The sequence below is a fragment of the Mycobacterium sp. DBP42 genome, assembly GCF_005924235.1.
Taxonomy (GTDB): Bacteria; Actinomycetota; Actinomycetes; order Mycobacteriales; family Mycobacteriaceae; genus Mycobacterium; species Mycobacterium syngnathidarum.
Genome location: NZ_VCMY01000018.1, coordinates 41,402 through 59,930, shown reverse-complemented (window position 1 = coordinate 59,930; position 18,529 = coordinate 41,402). Strand labels below are relative to the sequence as shown.

Genomic DNA, 18,529 nt, shown 5'->3' with positions numbered 1-18,529 from the left:
TCACCGGTGCTCAGCCGATCACCGGGAAGCGGCGTTCTTCGGCCAGCTCGTCCAGGGCGCGTTGCATGACACGGCGGACGTGCGCGTCGACCTCGTCGATATCCGGGTTCTCGCCGAACTCGGCGAGGATGTCGATCGGCTCGAGCGTCTTCATCACGATCTTGGCCGGCAACGGCACGTTGAGCGGCAGCACCGCCGAGAGGCCGAACGGGAATCCGAATGACACCGGCACGATCTTGGTGCGGGCCAGCCGCGCGATCGGACCGAGCGCCTTGGCCACGCCGGTGCCGCGGGACAGGAACAGGTGCGTCTCCTGGCCGCCGATCCCGACCATCGGCACGATCGGCACGCCGGCGTTGATGGCCGCCTTCACATACCCGGTGCGTCCGGCGAAGTCGATCTTGTTGGCCGACAAAGTCGGCCGGTACACGTCGTAGTCGCCACCCGGGAACACCACGACCACACCGCCCGAGCGCAGCGCCTCGTCGGCGTTCTCGTGGCTGGCCCGGATGAAGCCGGTCTTCTTGAAGAACGCCGCTGTCGGCCCAACCATGAGCATGTCGTGGCTGAGGGTGTACACCGGGCGCGTGTAGCCGAACTTCTCGTAGAAGCCGGTCGCGAACACCGGGATGTCCAGCGGGAACAAGCCGCCAGAGTGGTTCGACACCACCAGAGCGCCGCCGTTGGGAAAGCTGTCCAGCCCGCGTACTTCGGCGCGGTGATAACCCTTGATCAGCGGCCGTAAGAAGCCCATGACCTTCTCGGTCAGGCCCGGATCCCACTTGGTGATTTCGGACGGGTCGATGTCGGTCGCAGCCACAGGGTCCCCCTGATGTGAATTGGAACGTGTTCTAGTTTTGCTAGTGTACCCAGGTCGAGGCGGAAAAACCCATTTGCTTTGCGGGCCCCGCCACCTACCGTCGAGTAGCCGCAGTCCATCCTCTCAAAACCAGAGGTCAACCGGCATGGCTATGATCCGGCCGGCTGATCGGCCGACTTGACCTGAACCATTGTTGAGGCAGCATGATCGACGGTCATGGGATTTGATCTCGCCGGCTACCTGGACAGAATCGATTATCAAGGTTCGGCGTCAGCCGATCTGGACACACTGCGCGATGTCGTCGCCGCCCACGGTCGCTCGATCCCGTTCGAGAACTTGGATCCGCTCCTGGGTATCCCGGTAGCCGATCTCAGCGCGGACGTATTGACCGACAAGCTCGTCACCCGCCGCCGCGGCGGCTACTGCTACGAGCACAACGGACTACTCGGTTACGCCCTCGACGAACTGGGCTACGGCGTCGACCGGCTGGCCGGACGGGTGGTCTGGATGAAAGAGCCCGACGCCCCGTTGCCCGCGCTCACCCACAATGTGCTGGCGGTGACGGTGCCCGGGGAGGCCGGACGCTTCCTGGTCGACGTCGGCTTCGGTGGGCAGACGCTGTCGTCGCCGATCCGGCTGCAGACCGGTGCGGTGCAGCAGACCCGCCACGAGCCCTACCGGCTGATCGAACTGGCCAGTCGCGGAGCGCCGGAGTATGAGTTGGCCGCGCAGGTGCGCGGGCAGTGGCAGCCGCTGTACCGCTTCACGACCGTGCCGCAGCCGCGGATCGACCTGGAGGTCGGAAGCTGGTATGTGTCAACGCATCCGGGCGGGATCTTCGTCGTGGGACTGACCGCTGCACTGGTCACCGACGACGCGAGGGCCAACCTGCGGGGCCGCAACCTGGCGATCCACCGTCACGATGGCACCGAGAAGATCCGATTCGACACGGCCGCACAGGTTCTCGACGCGCTCACCGAGCGGTTCGGTGTCAACCTGTCAGATCTCGGCGGCGTTGACGTCGAGGCCCGGGTGGCGCAGGTGCTCGACAGCTGAGCAGGCTCGGGTAACCACAGCAGGAAATGTCATGGTCCCGCGGTCGGTGGCCGACCATACTCGGTGGACGTGGAGGGCCAACCGAATGGACGTGACCGGCTGCGGGAGTTGCTCGATGCCGTCGTCGACGACGAGAACGCGGGCGTCGGCGACATGGCACGCAGCAGCTTCGCCTCGGAGTTCCACTTCTCCCGGGAAGTGCGCAGGCTCACCGGGGAGCCACCGGCGGCGCTGCGCCGACGGGTCATGCTCGAGCGGGCGGCCTGGCGGTTGCAGCAGGGGTTCGGGGTGGCCGAGGTGGCCGAATCCGAGGGATGGTCGTCGGCCGAGGTGTTCTCCCGCGCGTTCCGTCGTGCGTTCGGCGTGCCGCCGTCGCGCGCCGGCGATGTCGGTTTTCGGCTGACTGCTCCCAATGGCGTGCACTTCCATCCGCCGCAGTCGCTGTGGTGCGATTCCGGCTCGGGCGAGGAGGCCGGCCCGGATATCGCCCAGTTCATGCTCGTACACGACATCGCCGATACCGAGTACCTCATCGATGCCGCGGCTGATCTTTCTGAACGGCAATGGGCCGAGGAGGTTTCGCCGGGTCAGGTGGTGCTGGACTGGGACGGGCCAGAACCGAGTGTCGCCGCGGTGCTCGGCGCAATCGTGTGGACCAAAGAGGTCTGGTTGGCGACCATCGAAGGCAGGGACTTCCCGTCACGCGATACCACCCGTACCGCGACAGCCGAGCAACTCGCCGCGCACCACCACGTCATCGGAAAACGCTGGACCACAGTGATATCGGAGTATTCGGCGGCAGGCAGGCTCGGCGACACCGTGATCGACGCACTGTGTGATCCGCCGGAATCCTTTCAGCTGTACGGGATCGTCGCGCACGTACTGACGTACTCCGCGCACCGGCGGGCACTGGTGCGCGGCATGCTGGCACGCCACGGCGTGGCACCCGACCGGGGTGACCCATTGGAATGGATGAGGAAGGACTGACCGGTGAAGACCGTGTACTACACCGCATCGAGCCTGGACGGTTTCATCGTCGACGCCGAGGACAGCCTGGATTGGCTGATCTCGCGAAACATCGACCAACGGGGTCCGTTCGGCTATGACGAGTTCATCAAAACCATCGGTGCCCTGGTGATGGGGTCGTCGACTTACGAGTGGATTGTGAAGAACCAGCCCGACGAGTGGATGTACGAGCAGCCGACATGGGTGCTGACCCACCGCCAGGAGATCATCGTCGCCGGGCATCCGGTCCAGGTGTACGCGGGCGATGTCGGCGATCTGCACACCCGAGTGGCGACGGCCGCGGCAGGCAAGGATGTCTGGGTGGTCGGCGGGGGAGAGGTTGCCGCCCAGTTCGTCACGGCCGGATTGATCGACGAGATGATCGTCAGCTACGCGCCGTGCACATTGGGGGCGGGAGCGCCGGTACTGCCGGTCCGCTCCGAGTGGGTGCTGGCCGAAACTGCGGCCAACGGTGAGTTTGTCTGTGCGCGGTGGGTCAGGGCGCCGGCCGACTGACCCCGGGGAGACCGTTGCGCCGGACGAATTCCCTTGACTTGATCAGGAATTCGAGTTGGCGAGCGACGTCGTGCAGCGGGTCGACCGACCTCGACGACCGGCACAGCACCACGGCGCCCTCCAGCGCTGCGATGCACATCACCGCCAGGGACGACGCGTCGGATTCGTCGAAACCGTCGGCAACGAAATCGGCAGTCAATGCCGCGCGCCAGCGGTCGAAGATGGCGCCGGCCGCCGCGGTGAGGTCGGGTTCTTCGTCCGGGGCGGCGATTGCCACCGCCACCACCGGGCAACCGGCGGTGAAATCGCTTCCGGTGAGCACGTGTTCCCAGAATTCGACGAATCGTTGCACGAGATTCCATGCGCTGTCGGAGGTTTCGGCACCGATGACGTCGCCGATAGTGTCCGCGGCATATTGCAGTGCCTCCATCAGGATCTGACGGCGGCCGCCGGGGAAGTGGTGGTACACCGAACCGCGGGGTGCGTCGCTACGGGCCAGGACTTCGTCGATCGTGACGCCTGCGGCGCCCCGCTCGCGCAACACCTCTACCGCGCTGCCGAGCATGCGGGCGCGGGTCGAGCCGCGCTTGTTCCGCGGCTTCGTGGCGGTGTCAGGCGACCCGGTCATGCAGGAATTGCGAGGAACAGCGAAGGAGTATCCGCGGGGTGAGGGTGCGCACCGGGGTATGCGGTGTGCGGACCCGACCGGTGAACCGGTGACCGGCGAGGTTGAGTTCAACGACCCACATCGCGCACCGCCCTTCTATGTGATCCACCATAGAAATGGTGGAATCCTCGCATGATGTCGAGTATCCAACGAACATGCTTGTGGACAAAAGACTAGCAGGTGAACTGCTTCTGAACAGGCTCCCGTCGCGCGGGTGTCTCCGACCCAAATTATGGATATTTACATAATTGCGTGAGTAGGCGTTGACCGCCGCCATGACGACAGGGCGCGGCCATTCCGGGCCGAGTAGTAGGCGCAAATGTCCCGGAAAACCGTGGTCTTCCGGGACATTGGCGTCTGCTCGCGAGGAGAATCTCGCGGCGTCTTACTCCGGGGTGTAGCCGAACGGCAGCAGCACGCTCTTGGCCTGGGTGTAGGCGTCGATGCCCTCCGGGCCGTTCTCGCGGCCGATGCCTGAGTTCTTGTAGCCGCCGAACGGGGCACCCGGATCGAAGGCGTACATGTTCACCGCGTAGGTGCCGGTACGGATCTTCGAGGCGATCTCGATGGCCTTCGGGAAGTCGGTGGTGTACACGCTGCCGGCCAGACCGTACGGCGAGTCGTTCGCGATGCGCACCGCGTCGTCCTCGTCGTCGAACGGGATCACCACGAGCACCGGCCCGAAGATCTCCTCCTGCGCGATGGTCATCGAGTTGTCGACGTCGGCGAACACCGTCGGCTGCACGAACCAGCCCGAATCCAGGCCCTCGGGACGTCCACCGCCGGTGACGATGCGCGCACCCTCCTCGACACCCTTCTTGATGTAGCCCTCGACCCGGTCACGCTGCTTCTCGGAGATCAGCGGCCCGATCATCGAGGCCGGATCGTCGGGCAGACCGACCGGCATCGAACTGACAGCTTCCGCAAGTTTTCCTACGATCTCGTCGTACCGCGACCGCGGCGCCAGGATGCGGGTCTGCCCGACACAGGCCTGGCCACAGTTCATCAGGCCGGAGAACACCAGCATCGGCAGCGTGGAGTCCACGTCGGCGTCTTCGAGGACGATCGCCGCGGACTTGCCGCCGAGTTCCAGCGTGCAGGGCTTGAGCTTCTCGGCGGCGATCTTGCCGATCTCCTTGCCGACGCCGCTGGAGCCGGTGAACGTGAACTTGTCCAGCTCGGGGTTGGAGGTCAGCGCGCGGCCCGTCTCGGGGCCACCCGGCACCACCGAGAGAACGCCTTCGGGCAGCCCGGCCTCGGCCAACACCTCGGCGAACAAGTTGGTGGTCAGCGGCGTCTCACCGGCCGGCTTGAGCACCACGGTGCAGCCGGCGAGCAGGGCCGGGCCCAGCTTGTTGCAGGCCAGGAAGAACGGCACGTTCCAGGCGATGACGGCGCCCACGACGCCGATCGGCTCCTTGACGACCAGGGTCTGGCCGTAGATGCCGTCGCGGATGTCCTTCCAGTCGTACTTGTCGGCCGCGCCTGAGTAATACTGCAGGCTCGACACGCCTGCGCCGAACTGCATCATGTCGACGATCGTCGGAGGCTGGCCGGTCTCGAGCTTCAGCAGGTGCTTGAACTCCTCGGCCCGCTCGTTGATCAGCTCGACGGCCTTGGCCAGCACGGCCTGGCGCTGCTCGGGTGTCTGCTGGGGCCACGGGCCCTCGTCGAACGCCTTGCGGGCCGCAGCGCACGCAGCGTTGACATCGGCCTCGGCGGCCAGGGGCACCTGGCCGACCTTCTCGCCGGTGGCGGGGGAGAAGACCTCGATGACCTCCGAGGTCGAGGGCTCGACCCAGTGGCCGCCGATGAACAGCTTGTCGAATTCCGTCCTAGTCACAGCTGGCGCGGCTGACGAAGTTTGTGTCATGGCCGTCACATTACCTACGTTTCCGCAAAACGAGAACCTGTTCCAGTTGACGGTTTCAGGACGGTCGCAGTACCAGCACCAGATTGCTCACCAGGAACTCCCGCAACCCCGGCACCGCCGTCATCCACCAGGCCCATCGTGGGTGGTAGCGCGGAAAAGCCGCGATCAGCGCGCCGGTGCCGGCGGCCCACTGCAGGCCGTCGGCGGCCGATACCGCGAACAACGACGAGCCGTAGTCGTTCTTCGGTCGGTGGCCGTGTTTGCGGGTGTAGCGCTCGGCTGCCCTGGCTCCGCCCAGGTAATGCGTCAGCCCCATCTCATGGCCGCCGAACGGGCCGAGCCACACGGTGTAGGACAACACGACCAGCCCGCCCGGTTTCGTCACCCGCAGCATCTCGTTGCCCAGCCGCCACGGATGCGGCACATGCTCGGCGACGTTGGACGAAAGACAGATGTCGACGCTGTCGTCGGCGAACGGCAGGGCCATCCCGGAGGCCCGCACGAACGTGCCTTCCGTCGTGTCCACAGCTGGTCCCGCGTGCATTTCGCGCGGATCCGGCTCCACTCCGATGTAGCGCAGGCCGGCCTGATCGAACGCCGACGCGAAGTAGCCGGGCCCGCCGCCGACGTCGAGCACGGTGCGCCCGGCGGGGGACTCACCGGTGGCGCCCGTCCACAAATCCGTGGTCATCGCGACGGTGTCGGTGGCCAGCGCGCCGTAGAACCGGGCGGGTTGGCTCTGCTCGAACCGGAATTGCGCGAGTAGACGCACCGACCGGTTCAAGGTGGCCCGGCGGGCGAAGCGCGCCGAGATGTCGCTGGGCTGCACCCGCTCAACCTACTGACCGGTACCCTCAACACGATGTCTGCCCGTCCCGACCCACGCTTGCGGAGCGTCCTGCTGCTCTGCTGGCGCGATACGGGGCATCCGCAGGGCGGCGGCAGCGAGGCCTATCTGCAACGGATCGGTGCGTGCCTGGCCGATGACGGCGTCGACGTCACGCTGCGCACCGCGCGGTACCCGGGGGCGGCGCGGCACGAGGTGGTCGACGGCGTCAAGATCAACAGAGCCGGCGGTCCCTACAGCGTCTACATCTGGGCCGGGCTGGCCATGGTGGCCGCCCGCGTCGGCCTCGGGCCGCTGCGCAGGGTTCGGCCCGACGTCGTCGTCGACACCCAGAACGGGCTGCCCTTCCTGGCTCGGCTCGCGTTCGGCCGGCGGGTCGCGGTGCTCGTGCATCACTGTCACCGCGAACTGTGGCCGGTGGCCGGCCCGATGAAGGGCCGGATCGGCTGGTTCGTCGAGTCGAAACTCTCGCCGCGACTGCACCGTCGCAACCAGTACGTCACCGTGTCACTGCCCTCGGCCCGCGACCTGAATGAACTCGGGGTCGATTCCGGCCGGATCGCAGTGGTGCGCAACGGCCTTGACGAGGCCCCGGGCCCCACGCTGGAACTGCCCCGCTCCACCAGCCCGCGGCTGGTGGTGTTGTCGCGGCTGGTGCCGCACAAGCAGATCGAAGATGCGTTGGAAGCGGTCGCCGCACTGCGTGCGGAGGTGCCCGGGCTGCACCTGGACATTCTCGGCGGTGGCTGGTGGCAGCGGCGGCTGGTCGAGCACGCCGAACTGCTCGGCATCTCCGATTCGGTGACGTTCCACGGTCATGTCGACGAAGAAACCAAACACCGTGTGCTGCAGCAGAGTTGGGTCCATGTCCTGCCCTCGCGCAAAGAGGGCTGGGGGCTCGCCGTCACCGAGGCCGCCCAACACGGGGTGCCGACCATCGGCTACCGCGCCTCCGGAGGGCTGACCGACTCGATCGTCGACGGGGTCACCGGTCTGCTGGTCGAGGATCGTGAGGGCCTGGTCGCGGGGATCCGCCAGTTGTTGAGCGATCCGGTGATGCGAGTGCAGCTGGGGAGCAAGGCGCAGACCCGCAGCGACGAGTTCTCTTGGCGGCTCAGCGCGGACGCGATGCGGACCGTGCTGGGGTCCGTACGTGAGGGGCAGTACGTCAGCGGGCTGGTGTAGCCCGTCAGAGGTCCGAGTGGGGGCGTGCGGGCAACTCGGCACGTTCTTGCCCGCCATGACACGCAGATGATCGTCCACGCGCTCGCCAGAAGCTGACGGCCATCCCGAGCGCCCCGCCGGCCAGCACTCCGAGCCACACCCCATGCGCGGTGATCATCACGCCTCGGTGAGGCGAGGCCGGGTGATCGCCGCCAATCCGGTACACGGCGACGTCGCCATCCCGGTAGGCCGCTGGAAGATCCAATTCGGCCGGCACACCGTTGGTTTCGACCACCAACCAGCCGACACCGGCGTCGGCCATGGTTGGGCGGTCGGCACCCGAGCGCAGTAGATCCTGAACCGCGCGAGCCCGCCTCCCCTCCCCGCGCACCAGCTGACCGCCGATCACCAGATCGCCGGTCGACAGCACCTCGGCGCGCAGCCACCGGGGCAGCGGATCGAGTACCGGCGCGGTACCCGACCAGTAGAACAACCGCATGCTGTCCGGTGGCAGCACCACCACCGGCCGGGGATCGGCGTTGATCGTCGCTGTCGCGGCGGCCCACCCGGTCGGATACTGCACTGCGCGCATCTGATTGCCCACGCCCCAGGCCAAGTCGGGCAGTACCGCGATCAGCGCAGCACAGCCCACCGCGGCCGAAGCGGCCGATGGCACCCGCAGCCGGCGCAACGTGTCGGGTGCGGCCGCGGCAGCCAGCACGTAGCCCGGCATCGCCAGGGCCACCCACTTCTGCCCGTCACGCACCACGCCGAGGCCGGGCGCGGTCCGAATCATCGCTTCGACAAACGCGAGCCCAGGGGTGGTGGCCATGGCCGCCGGGATCACCACCGCCACCGCGGCCAGGAGCAGCAGCGGCGCCGCCGTGCGGTTGCGCAGCACCACCGGCAGGCCGAGCGCCACGATGATGATCAGCACCGCCGTCGCGACCAATGCGAAAAGCGTTGTGCGTGAGTCGGGTACCGCATCGCCGTTCCAGATGCCGGCCAAGCCGGCCAGGCTGCCCAGGGTGGCCAGGCCGGGCTCGGCCCTGGCCGCGAACGCGTGCACTCCGGCTGCCGATTCCGGCGAAGACACCGTTCCGCCGACGGCCGCGGCTACCAGCCACGGCGTCGCGGCCAGCACGGCCGTCCCCAGCGCCAGGGCGCCGACCCGCAGCCGCCCCCAGCCGGCGCCGGGCGCAGCGATGCACACCAGCGCCGCCGTGGCAGCCAGCATCAGGCCGGTCGGCGTCAACCCGGCCAGAGCGGTCCAGAACAACAGGCCCCAGGCGGCGGGACCCGGCCCGGTTTGGCCTCCTTGCGTGCGGGGCCCGGCGCGCAGGCGCAGCACGCACCCGGCCACCCAGGGCAGGCAGCCGTAGCCGACCAGCAGGCTCCAGTGGCCCTGCAGCAACCGTTCGGCCACATACGGGTTCCAGATGGCCAGCGTCGCCGCGAGAAACTGGCCGGGCAAACCGGATCCCAGCACGGTCGAGGCGAGCCGGGCCGCACCCCAACCCGCCAGCCACAGCCCCGCCACCAACAGGACCTTGACCACGATCCCGCCGTCGAGCACGACCGAGCTCACCGCGACAAGGAAATCCTGCGGCAGCGCCCGGGGCGCGGCCTCGGTCAGGCCGAGCGCCGCGTCGGTCAGGTAGGACCGCGGGGTAGAGACGCCGTCGCGCAAAAGCAGGTAACCGGGCCCCAACAGGGGCCCGGTTACCAGTAACGACAGTGCCAGCGCATAGGCCGGCAGCAGGGCGGAGCGCAGACGCAGATCTATCGGTCCGGCGGTAGATCGGACGGCCGCTGTGCGGGCAGCTTCTCGGTCTTGGCCTCCGCGCCGGGCACCTGGAAACCTTGGGTGTTGAAGAACCCGTGATCGGCGGTGTCGAGCCCGGGGTCGATCAGCGTCGACTCGGCGCGCAGCGCGAACGAACCCACGACGGCGCCACCGACCAGCGCCAGCAGGCCGAGTGCGGCGAACGTGATCGGCAGGACGCGGGTCCACAACGACACCCGGTCACGCTCGTCCTGAGCGGCCGCGACCTGTGACTCCACCGTCTCTTCGTTGTAGGTGACCTTGTAGTCGACGTAGGTCACCTCGGGCTTGAGGGCGTCACGCGCGTAGTACTGGTAGCCGTGGTCCTGCGCCTTGACGATGGTGCCGGACACCGGGTCGACCCAGAAGGTGCGCTGTGCGGCATAGAAGCGGTCCATGGTGATCCGCTCGTCGGGTTCACCGGGCACACCCCACATCGCGGCGCTGGCGGTAACCGAACTGTCGGCGTCGTCCTCGTACAGCGACGAGTACTTCACCGGCTCGGCCAGCTTTCCGTCGGAGTCGTAACCCACGTTCTGGATGAACCGGTAGGTGGTGAGCCCGTTGACGTCTTCTTCACCGTCATAGTTGGCGTCGAACGCCTTCTGCGCGATCGGGTCGAAGAACGGGTAGGTCTTCTTCTCGGTGTCGAACGGGAACCGGTAGGTCAGGCCCTCGTGCGGCAGCGCCACGTTCGTCGGCGGCTTCTCGTCCTCGATGGCCCGCGGCTTCTGCAGCGCCCCGCCCGGGTTGTTGTCGCTGGATACGGCAAGTGCCGTGCTGCGGTTCATGGTGACGGTGTCCACCATCGCCAGCAGCAGGCCGGAGTCCTTCTGCCGGTCGGTGCGCCGCAGCGTGCTGCCCACCTGCAGTGTCACCACCTCGGCGTTGGACGGAGATTCCACGCTGACCTGCTGTTGAAGGGCGACCGGTACGTTGCGGTCGACGGAGAACTTCTCGGCCACCAGCGATTCCGGATCAAAAGCGGTCGCGGTGCCATCGCTGACCAAGCTGGTATCCAGGTTGAGCGGGATCTTGGCGATCTTGCCCTTGGTGTAGGTGGTCAGCAACAGTGCGGCAATGAGTAGGGCTGCACCCAGCCCCATCAGTCCGCATGCTGCGATACGCAGCGCCACTGCGCGGTTCAAACCGGGCCTCCTTCAGTGTGGGCCAACTCGTCGTGAGGCAAACCCGTTTGACCCTAACAGCACTATTTAAGGCCATCACTTACTCCGGTGGCACGCCGCGGGTGCATTGACCCGCAGTTTGGCGGGGTTGCCACGGCGCGGCACACTGGTCGCCGTGGCGACCGGAGCATCGGACCCCGACAACGGTCCGGAGTCTGTCGGCGGAACGCGCAGCTTCCTGCCGGCCGTCGAAGGCATGCGCGCCTGCGCGGCCATGGGCGTGGTGCTTACCCATGTGGCCTTTCAAACCGGGCACACCACCGGGGTGAGCGGCCGGTTCTTCGGCCGGTTCGACCTCGCGGTCGCGGTGTTCTTCGCGTTGTCGGGCTTCCTGCTGTGGCGCGGTCATGCCGCGGCTGCCCGGGGTTTGCGTCCTCGCCCCCGCACGGGCCATTACCTGCGCTCCCGCGTCGTGCGCATCATGCCGGGTTACGTGGTCGCCGTCGTGGTGATCATCCTGCTGCTTCCGGAGGCCAAGGCCGATCTGACGGTGTGGGTGGCGAACCTGACCCTGACCCAGATCTATGTCCCGTTGACGTTGACGGCGGGGCTGACGCAGATGTGGAGCCTGTCGGTCGAGGTCAGTTTCTATCTGGCTTTGCCGGTGCTGGCGCTGCTGGCGCGGCGGCTGCCGGTGCGGGCCCGCGTCGGCGTGATCGTCGCGCTGGCAGCACTGAGCTTGTTGTGGGTGCGCATCCCGTTCTCGGGCACCACCGGGCTCAACCCGTGGAACTGGCCGCCGGCGTTCTTCTCCTGGTTCGCCGCGGGCATGGTGCTGGCCGAACTCACGGTGAGCCCATTCGGTTGGGTACATCGGCTGGCCCGGCGCCGGGTGCTGATGGGTGTCATCGCTGCGGTGGCGTTCGCGATCGCGGCCTCGCCGCTGGCCGGGCTGGAAGGGCTGCGCCCGGGCTCGGTCGGCCAGGTGACACTGAAGACCGCGATGGGTGCCATCGTCGCGGGCGCGCTGTTGGCCCCGCTGGTCCTCGACCACCCCGATACCGGACACCCGATTCTGGGCAACAAGGTGATGGTCACGCTGGGCCGTTGGTCGTACGGCCTGTTCGTCTGGCATCTGGCCGCCCTGGCGATGGTGTTCCCGATGATCGGGGAGTTCTTGTTCAACGGGCAGATGCTGGTGGTGCTGGTGCTGACGTTGGTGTTCGGCTTCGCGCTGGCCGCAGTGAGCTACGCGCTGGTGGAATCACCGTGCCGGGAAGCGTTGCGGCGCTGGGAGTACCGCAACGAATCCCCCGTGCCTCCGCTGGACAGCTCGATCACCGACGAGCCTGAGCCTGCGCCAGCCGCGCGATGACCTCGTCGCGCACCGCGGTTCGCCGGGCCTTACCCGCGTCGTCGCGCAGCGGGGTGTCGGCGAACTCCACCCACGTGGGCACCTTGTAGCCGGACAGACGCTCGCGAAGGAAATCCTGCATGGCCTCGGCGTCGAGGCCTGACCCGTCACACGTCTGCACCATCGCGTACGGCACCTGCCCCAGATCCTCGTGCGGTACGCCGACGACCAGACAGGACAACACGTCCGGATGCTCGGCCAGCGCCGCTTCGATCTCGGCCGGGTAGACGTTCTTGCCACCCACGGTGAACATGTCCACCCGCCGGTCGTTGAGGTAGAAGAACCGCTCCTCGCCGTCGTCGACGTAGTACCCGAGATCTCCGAGGGAGTCCCATCCGGCGCGACTCTTCGCCGTACTGCCCACGTAACGGTAGGTGGGCGCGCTGCCGGGACCGGGCCGCATGTAGATCTCACCGGTCACGCCAGGGGGACATTCGGCTCCGTCGTCGTCGAGCACCTTCATCTCGCCGGCCACCACGACACCGACCGAACCCGGATGCCGCAGCCACTGCTCACCGGAGATGAAGGTCAACGCCTGCAGTTCGGTGCCGCCGTAGAGCTCCCACAAAGCGTCGGGGCCGACCAGCTCGATCCAGGCCTGCTTGACCGCAGGTGGGCAGGGCGCGCCGACGTGCCAGAAGCGGCGAATACTGGACAGGTCATAGGCTTTCGGGTCGGCCCGATACACCGGCAGCAGGCGTTGCATGATGGTCGGCACCGTGGTCAGGAACGTCACGCGGTGTTCGGTGACGAGCGCCAGGAACTCCACCGGATCGAAACGGGGCATCAGCACGAGGTGATGGCCCTGCAGCAGGGCGATGGCGAAGGTGGTGAAACCGGTGTTGTGGCTCATCGGCACCGACATCAGCGTGACGTCGCCGGGCTGAGCGCCCAGCGGAACACCGATCAGGGCCGGCACCCGGCTGTCGCCGCCCGCCTCGATCAACTTCGGCCGGCCGGTGCTGCCACCTGAGGCCATCGACTTCCACGTCGGCGAGACCGCCTCGGGCAGTGGTGCCGCAGACAGCTGGGGCTCCGGGGCGAAACCGGCTGGAACCCAGGGTGTTTCACCGGCGTCGCGGCCGACGACCAGGGCCCGGGGACGCAACGCGAGGATGCCGTCGAACTCGGCGTCCGGCAACCGGGGCGACAACGGTTGCGGCACCGCGCCGAGCTTCCAGGTGGCCAGGACGGCCTGCACCCATTCGATCGAGTTGGGCAAACTGATGGTGACGTAATCGCCTTGTCGCACACCGCGTTCGGCGTAGGCGCGGGCGAGTTGATTGGTGGAGTGGTCCAGTTCGGCCCGGGTGAGCGTGACGCCCTGGCAGGTCACCGCCGGCCGGTCGGGGTCGGCATCGGCCAGCTGGGTGAACTGCGCCGGGATCGTCGGGACGGCGTCGGTCATCTCAATACCCGCCCTTGGTCTCGAAGATCCGTCGTGGATTGTGCACCAGCATCGTGGTGATCTGCTCCTCGGTCACTCCGCGCTCGCGCAACGCGGGCAACACGTCATTGTGGATGTGCAAGTAGTGGCTGTTCGGAAGGGCCTGCGCGGTGAGCTCGTCGGGCAGCGCGTCGAAGTAGCACCAGGTGTCGTGCGAGAGCACCATCTTCTCGGCGTGGCCGCGCTCGCACATGGTCGCCACCGTCGCGACCCGTTCCTCGAACGGAAGGAAGACGTCGACACCGAACCGGTCCATGCCGATGTAGGAACCGTTGGCGATCAGCTCTTCGAGATAGCCGGTGTCGGTGGTGTCGCCGCAGTGGCCGATGATCACCCGGGACAGGTCCACGCCTTCCTCGGCGAAGATGCGCTGCTGTTCGAGGCCCCGCCGGCTCGCCGCGTGGGTATGGGTGGAGATGGGCACCCCGGTCTGCCGGTGAGCCTGGGCGACGGCCCGCAGGACCCGTTCGACGCCAGGGGTGACGCCGGGTTCGTCGGTGGCGCACTTGAGGATTGCCGCCTTGATGCCGGTGTCGGCGATGCCGTGGTCGATGTCGCGGACGAACATCTCGGCCATGGGATCCGGACGGCCGTTGTTGGGCGCGTTGAAGTGGAAGGTCAGCGGCAGGTCGTTGTAGGTGTAGAAGCCGGTGGCGACGACGATGTTGAGGTCGGTGGCCTCGGCGATCCGGGCGATACGCGGAATGTAGCGGCCCAGTCCGACCACGGTGAGGTCGACGATGGTGTCGATGCCGCGGGACTTGAGTTCGGTGAGCCGTGCGATCGCATCGGCCTCCCGGCTGGCCTCGTCACCCCAGGACTCGGGGTAGTTCTGGGCCATCTCGCTGCTCATGATGAAGACGTGCTCGTGCATGAGCGTGACGCCGAGGTCGGCGATATCGATGGCTCCGTGGGCGGTGTTGACTGTCGGCACGAGCCCGATGCTAGGTCGATCAGCCCGTCGCGCGTGGGGATTCGGCGTCTAGCCGGCCGCCTCGACCGCCGCCATCACCTCGGGGGTGGCGGGGTCGAGGACGTCATCGAAGTCATGGTGTTTCTGTACGTACTTCGCGACGTACGGGCAGACCGCGACAAGGCGCTTGCCGGCTGCGCGGGCATCGGTCAGTGCGGCCGAGACCAACTCGCCGGCCAGGCCGCGGCCACTGAACTCGTCGTCGACCTCGGTGTGATGAAAGATGCGCTGATTGCCGGAGTCGACATAGGCAGCCAGGCCGGCATGCTTGCCATCGACGGTGAGCTCGTAATGGCGGGCTTCGGGTACGTTGCGGACTTCAGCCATGTCTCCACTATGCCGCAGTGGCACTGGCACGATCATGCAGATGGCCGCCACCACCACGTCGACCTGGGCGCCGTTGGCGTCGCCGATCTACCGCGCGCTGTGGATCGCGCAGTTCGTCTCCAACCTGGGCACCTGGATGCAGACCGTGGGGGCCCAGTGGATGCTGGTCGGGGATCCGCGCGCCCCGGTGCTGGTACCACTGGTGCAGACCGCCACCACGCTGCCGGTGATGCTGCTGGCCCTACCGTCCGGCGTGCTCGCCGACCTCGTCGACCGGCGCAGGTTGCTGCTCGCCACCCAGGGGGCCATGGCGGCCGGGGTGGCGGCGCTCGCGACTTTGACGGGCGCCGGGTTGGCCACCCCTACGGTGCTGCTGACCCTGTTGTTCCTGATCGGCTGTGAGCAGGCGCTGACCGCGCCCGCCTGGCAGGCGATCCAGCCGGATCTGGTTCCCCGCGAACAGATTCCAGCTGCGGCCGCGCTGGGCAGCATGAGTATGAACGGCGCCCGGGCGATCGGTCCGGCGATTGCCGGGGCGCTGGTTTCCCTGTCGGGCCCGACGCTGGTGTTCGCGCTCAACGCGGTCTCGTTCGCCGGCATCGTCGTCGTCCTGTTGGTCTGGCGCCGCCCCGCCATCCAGCACGTGCTGCCCGCCGAGCGACCGCTGGCCGCCCTCGGGGCGGGTGGCCGGTTCATCCGCAGGTCGCCGATCATCAGGCGAATTCTGCTCAGAGCGGTGTTGTTCATCGCGCCGGGCAGTGCCCTGTGGGGCCTGCTCGCGGTCATCGCGGAGAGACAGCTGGGGTTGTCCTCGTCCGGCTACGGCCTGCTGCTGGGTGCGCTCGGGGTCGGAGCCGTGCTCGGCGCGCTGGTCCTGGGGCGCTTGCAGTTCGCCTTCGGCCTGAACACGTTGTTGATCGTCGCGGCGTTCGGATTCGCCGGCGCCACTGCGGTTCTGGCGCTGGTCCACAATTTCGGCATCGTTCTGGCCGCGCTTGTTCTCGGCGGCGCGTCCTGGCTGTTGGCGCTGTCCACGCTCAACGCCTCGATGCAGCTGAGCCTGCCTGCCTGGGTTCGGGCCCGCGGGCTGTCGGTGTATCAGTTGACGTTCATGGGTGGTCAGGCCATCGGCTCGCTGGTGTGGGGGCTGGTCGCCGGCGCGACGTCCACTGTCACGTCGCTGCTGATCAGTGCCGGGCTGCTGGTGTTCTGCGCGGTGTCGGCGTGGTGGTGGCCGTTGCACGCGCGGACCGGCGATCTCGACATGACCCCGTCGGCGCACTGGCCCGAACCTGCCTTGGTGTTCGAACCAGAGCCGCCTGACGGTCCGGTCCTGGTGCTGACCTCCTACCGGGTGGCACCCGAGCAGGAGCGCGAGTTCTTCGCTGCCATGGGCGCTTTGGGCCGGTCCCGCCAGCGCACCGGGGCCACGCAATGGCGGCTGTTTCGCGCCGTGGAACGCGAACGTGTTTTCGTCGAGGCGTTCGTGGTGCGGTCATGGGACGAGCACCTGCGCCAGCACCGCACCAGGCTGACGGGCAACGACCTGCTCATCGAGCAGACGGTTGAGCGCTGGGTTGAGGGTGAGCCGGTCTCGCACCATCTGATCGCAGTGAAGACTCCTTGACTGTGAGGCCGATCACAGTAGTATGACCAGTGGTCATACAGGCTGGAGAGTCAGATGCCGACGGTCACCTGGGCACGTTTGGATCCCGCTCGCAGAGCCGCGGTGGTCGAGGCCGCCGAGGCGGAGTTCGGGGCACACGGGTACTCCCGTGGCAGCCTCAACGTCATCGCGCGACGCGCGGGCGTGGCGAAAGGCAGCCTGTTCCAATACTTCGCGGACAAACGTGACCTCTACGCGTTCATCGCCGACATCGGCAGCCAGCGGGTGCGCGGGTACATGGAGGAGCGGATCCGCACCCGCGACCCGAATCGACCGTTCTTCGAATTTCTCACCGACCTGCTCGACGATTGGGTGGCCTACTTCGCCGACCACCCGCAAGACCGTTCGTTGCACGCGGCGGCCAGCTTCGAGGTGGACACCGATGCCCGGGTCAGCGTGCGAACCGTGATCCACCGCCACTATCTGGAGGTGCTGCAGCCTCTCGTGCGGGACGCTCAGGTCCGGGGAGACCTCCGAGCCGACGCCGACGCCGGCGCGTTGCTGTCGCTGTTGTTGATGATCTTTCCGCACCTTGCGCTGGCGCCGTATGTGCGTGGGATGGATCCGATTCTGGGCCTGGACGAGCCCAGCCCCGAGCAGCCGGCACTGGCCGTGCGCAGACTCATCGCAGTATTGCGGGCCGCGTTCACGGTACCCAATTCCCCATTGACCACCCGAGCAGCCCACCAGACCTGAGGAGGTCAATTCCCATGTCACACACAAAGTTCGGTTCGCTGGCCAAAGGCGGTCTCAACTGGGACGGTGTGCCGTTGCGTCTGTTCGCCGGGGGAAACGCCAAGTTCTGGAATCCGGCCGACATCGACTTCTCCCGCGACCGGGCGGACTGGGAGGCGCTGACGGCCCGGGAACGTGAGTACGCCACCCGGCTGTGCGCGCAGTTCATCGCCGGGGAGGAAGCGGTGACCAAGGACATCCAGCCGTTCATGAGCGCGATGCGGGCCGAGGGCCGCCTGGGCGACGAGATGTACCTGACGCAGTTCGCGTTCGAGGAGGCCAAGCACACGCAGGTGTTCCGCATGTGGCTCGACGCCGTCGGGATAACCGATGATCTGCACAATTACTTCGACGAGCTTTCGGCTTACCGACAGGTGTTCTACCAGGAGCTGCCGGCATCACTCGACGCGTTGTACGCCGACCCGTCGCCGGCCGCCCAGGTTCGGGCCTCCGTCACCTACAACCACATCGTCGAAGGCATGCTCGCGCTCACGGGTTACTACGCCTGGCACAAGATCTGCGTCGACCGGGGGATCCTGCCCGGGATGCAGGAACTGGTCCGCCGGATCGGCGACGACGAGCGTCGCCACATGGCGTGGGGAACGTTCACCTGTCGTCGCCACGTCGCCGCCGACGATGCCAACTGGACAGTCTTCGAGGACCGGATGAACGAGCTCATCCCGCTGGCGTTGCGTCTCACCGAGGAGGGCTTCGCCCTCTACGCCCCGGACATTCCATTCGGCCTCGTGCAAGACGAGTTCATGCAGTACTCCGCCGACAAGGGCATGCGCCGATTCGGCACCATCAGCAGCGCCAGAGGCCGGCCGCTCGAAGAGATCGACCTCGACTACTCACCGCTGACGCTGGAGGACACGTTCGCCGACGAGGATGCACGCGCATTGGCGGCGACCGCATAGACCGCGAGCGTGCGGTGTCGGCGAACCCCTCAGCCGCCGACACCGCACGCCGTGCGCACCACATAGTGCGCAACCACGCGAACACAGCTAAGCCGCACGCTCAGCCCGCCAACTGACTGCTTCGTTAGTTACTGCATCCAGTCGGGCGCA

General features: G+C 67.2%; 16 protein-coding genes and 1 pseudogene. 8 read left to right on the top strand and 9 right to left on the bottom strand.

From position 1 onward, the window contains the following. Positions 1–10 precede the first annotated feature (10 nt). Positions 11–820, bottom strand: a complete 810-nt coding sequence (locus E0T84_RS17510; RefSeq protein ID WP_070945431.1) for a 1-acyl-sn-glycerol-3-phosphate acyltransferase — start codon at positions 818–820, stop codon at positions 11–13. 216 nt (positions 821–1,036) lie between these two features. Between E0T84_RS17510 and E0T84_RS17505 the strand changes: the two genes are divergently transcribed. The 3 genes from E0T84_RS17505 (at position 1,037) to E0T84_RS17495 (ending at position 3,397) form a co-directional block, all read left to right on the top strand. Then, positions 1,037–1,876, top strand: coding sequence for an arylamine N-acetyltransferase (locus tag E0T84_RS17505; protein WP_070945430.1), 840 nt, complete (start codon positions 1,037–1,039; stop codon positions 1,874–1,876). 63 nt (positions 1,877–1,939) lie between these two features. Next, positions 1,940–2,863, top strand: coding sequence for a helix-turn-helix domain-containing protein (locus E0T84_RS17500; protein WP_171055068.1), 924 nt, complete (start codon positions 1,940–1,942; stop codon positions 2,861–2,863). A 3-nt stretch (positions 2,864–2,866) separates the two neighbouring features. Continuing rightward, positions 2,867–3,397 carry a dihydrofolate reductase family protein gene (locus tag E0T84_RS17495; protein WP_138745072.1) on the top strand — a complete coding sequence of 177 codons (531 nt, stop codon included), beginning with the start codon at positions 2,867–2,869 and terminating at the stop codon, positions 3,395–3,397. Here the strand turns inward: E0T84_RS17495 and E0T84_RS17490 are convergent. The 3 genes from E0T84_RS17490 to E0T84_RS17480 all read right to left on the bottom strand — a co-directional run bounded on the left by E0T84_RS17490 (position 3,378) and on the right by E0T84_RS17480 (position 6,751). Further along, positions 3,378–4,025, bottom strand: a complete 648-nt coding sequence (locus E0T84_RS17490; protein ID WP_138745071.1) for a TetR/AcrR family transcriptional regulator — start codon at positions 4,023–4,025, stop codon at positions 3,378–3,380. The genes E0T84_RS17495 and E0T84_RS17490 overlap by 20 nt on opposite strands. Positions 4,026–4,449: 424 nt before the next feature. After that, entirely contained in the window at positions 4,450–5,937 is a 1,488-nt protein-coding gene (locus E0T84_RS17485) for an aldehyde dehydrogenase (RefSeq protein WP_070185846.1), read from the bottom strand. Between the two features lie 55 nt (positions 5,938–5,992). Beyond that, entirely contained in the window at positions 5,993–6,751 is a 759-nt protein-coding gene (locus E0T84_RS17480; protein ID WP_171055070.1) for a class I SAM-dependent methyltransferase, read from the bottom strand. Positions 6,752–6,799: 48 nt separating this feature from the next. Here E0T84_RS17480 and E0T84_RS17475 point away from each other — a divergent pair, with 48 nt between their 5' ends. Further along, complete coding sequence (locus E0T84_RS17475) at positions 6,800–7,969, top strand: glycosyltransferase family 4 protein (protein ID WP_138745070.1); 1,170 nt, start codon at positions 6,800–6,802, stop codon at positions 7,967–7,969. A 4-nt stretch (positions 7,970–7,973) separates the two neighbouring features. On the opposite strand, the gene E0T84_RS17470 is transcribed toward E0T84_RS17475, so the two are convergent. Both E0T84_RS17470 and E0T84_RS17465 read right to left on the bottom strand, forming a co-directional pair. After that, positions 7,974–9,710 (bottom strand): hypothetical protein, encoded by a 1,737-nt coding sequence (locus tag E0T84_RS17470; RefSeq protein ID WP_371726036.1) that lies wholly within the window; start codon positions 9,708–9,710, stop codon positions 7,974–7,976. Positions 9,711–9,730: 20 nt separating this feature from the next. Beyond that, a complete protein-coding gene (locus tag E0T84_RS17465) occupies positions 9,731–10,921 on the bottom strand; it encodes a DUF3068 domain-containing protein (RefSeq protein ID WP_138745069.1) in 1,191 nt (396 codons plus the stop codon). Between the two features lie 235 nt (positions 10,922–11,156). Between E0T84_RS17465 and E0T84_RS17460 the strand changes: the two genes are divergently transcribed. Beyond that, on the top strand, positions 11,157–12,275 hold the full coding sequence (locus E0T84_RS17460) for an acyltransferase (RefSeq protein ID WP_234998225.1): 1,119 nt from the start codon (positions 11,157–11,159) through the stop codon (positions 12,273–12,275). Here the strand turns inward: E0T84_RS17460 and E0T84_RS17455 are convergent. Genes E0T84_RS17455 through E0T84_RS17445 form a run of 3 tightly spaced genes read right to left on the bottom strand, consistent with a single transcriptional unit; the run spans position 12,238 to position 15,061 of the window. After that, the gene (locus tag E0T84_RS17455; RefSeq protein WP_070185820.1) at positions 12,238–13,722 is read right to left on the bottom strand and encodes an AMP-binding protein; all 1,485 of its coding nucleotides are present in this window, start codon (positions 13,720–13,722) and stop codon (positions 12,238–12,240) included. The two genes, E0T84_RS17460 and E0T84_RS17455, sit on opposite strands and share 38 nt — an antisense overlap. Position 13,723: 1 nt before the next feature. Then, positions 13,724–14,695, bottom strand: coding sequence for a phosphotriesterase (locus tag E0T84_RS17450; protein WP_070185821.1), 972 nt, complete (start codon positions 14,693–14,695; stop codon positions 13,724–13,726). A 48-nt stretch (positions 14,696–14,743) separates the two neighbouring features. Next, positions 14,744–15,061 (bottom strand): GNAT family N-acetyltransferase, encoded by a 318-nt coding sequence (locus tag E0T84_RS17445; RefSeq protein WP_070185849.1) that lies wholly within the window; start codon positions 15,059–15,061, stop codon positions 14,744–14,746. A gap of 34 nt (positions 15,062–15,095) precedes the next feature. Here E0T84_RS17445 and E0T84_RS17440 point away from each other — a divergent pair, with 34 nt between their 5' ends. The 3 genes and pseudogenes from E0T84_RS17440 (at position 15,096) to E0T84_RS17430 (ending at position 18,379) form a co-directional block, all read left to right on the top strand. After that, positions 15,096–16,688, top strand: coding sequence for an MFS transporter (locus tag E0T84_RS17440; protein WP_138745087.1), 1,593 nt, complete (start codon positions 15,096–15,098; stop codon positions 16,686–16,688). A gap of 54 nt (positions 16,689–16,742) precedes the next feature. Beyond that, positions 16,743–17,433: pseudogene (locus E0T84_RS17435) on the top strand (TetR/AcrR family transcriptional regulator); the annotation flags it as partial. A gap of 4 nt (positions 17,434–17,437) precedes the next feature. Beyond that, positions 17,438–18,379, top strand: a complete 942-nt coding sequence (locus E0T84_RS17430; RefSeq protein ID WP_138745068.1) for a R2-like ligand-binding oxidase — start codon at positions 17,438–17,440, stop codon at positions 18,377–18,379. The last annotated feature ends 150 nt before the right edge of the window (positions 18,380–18,529 follow it).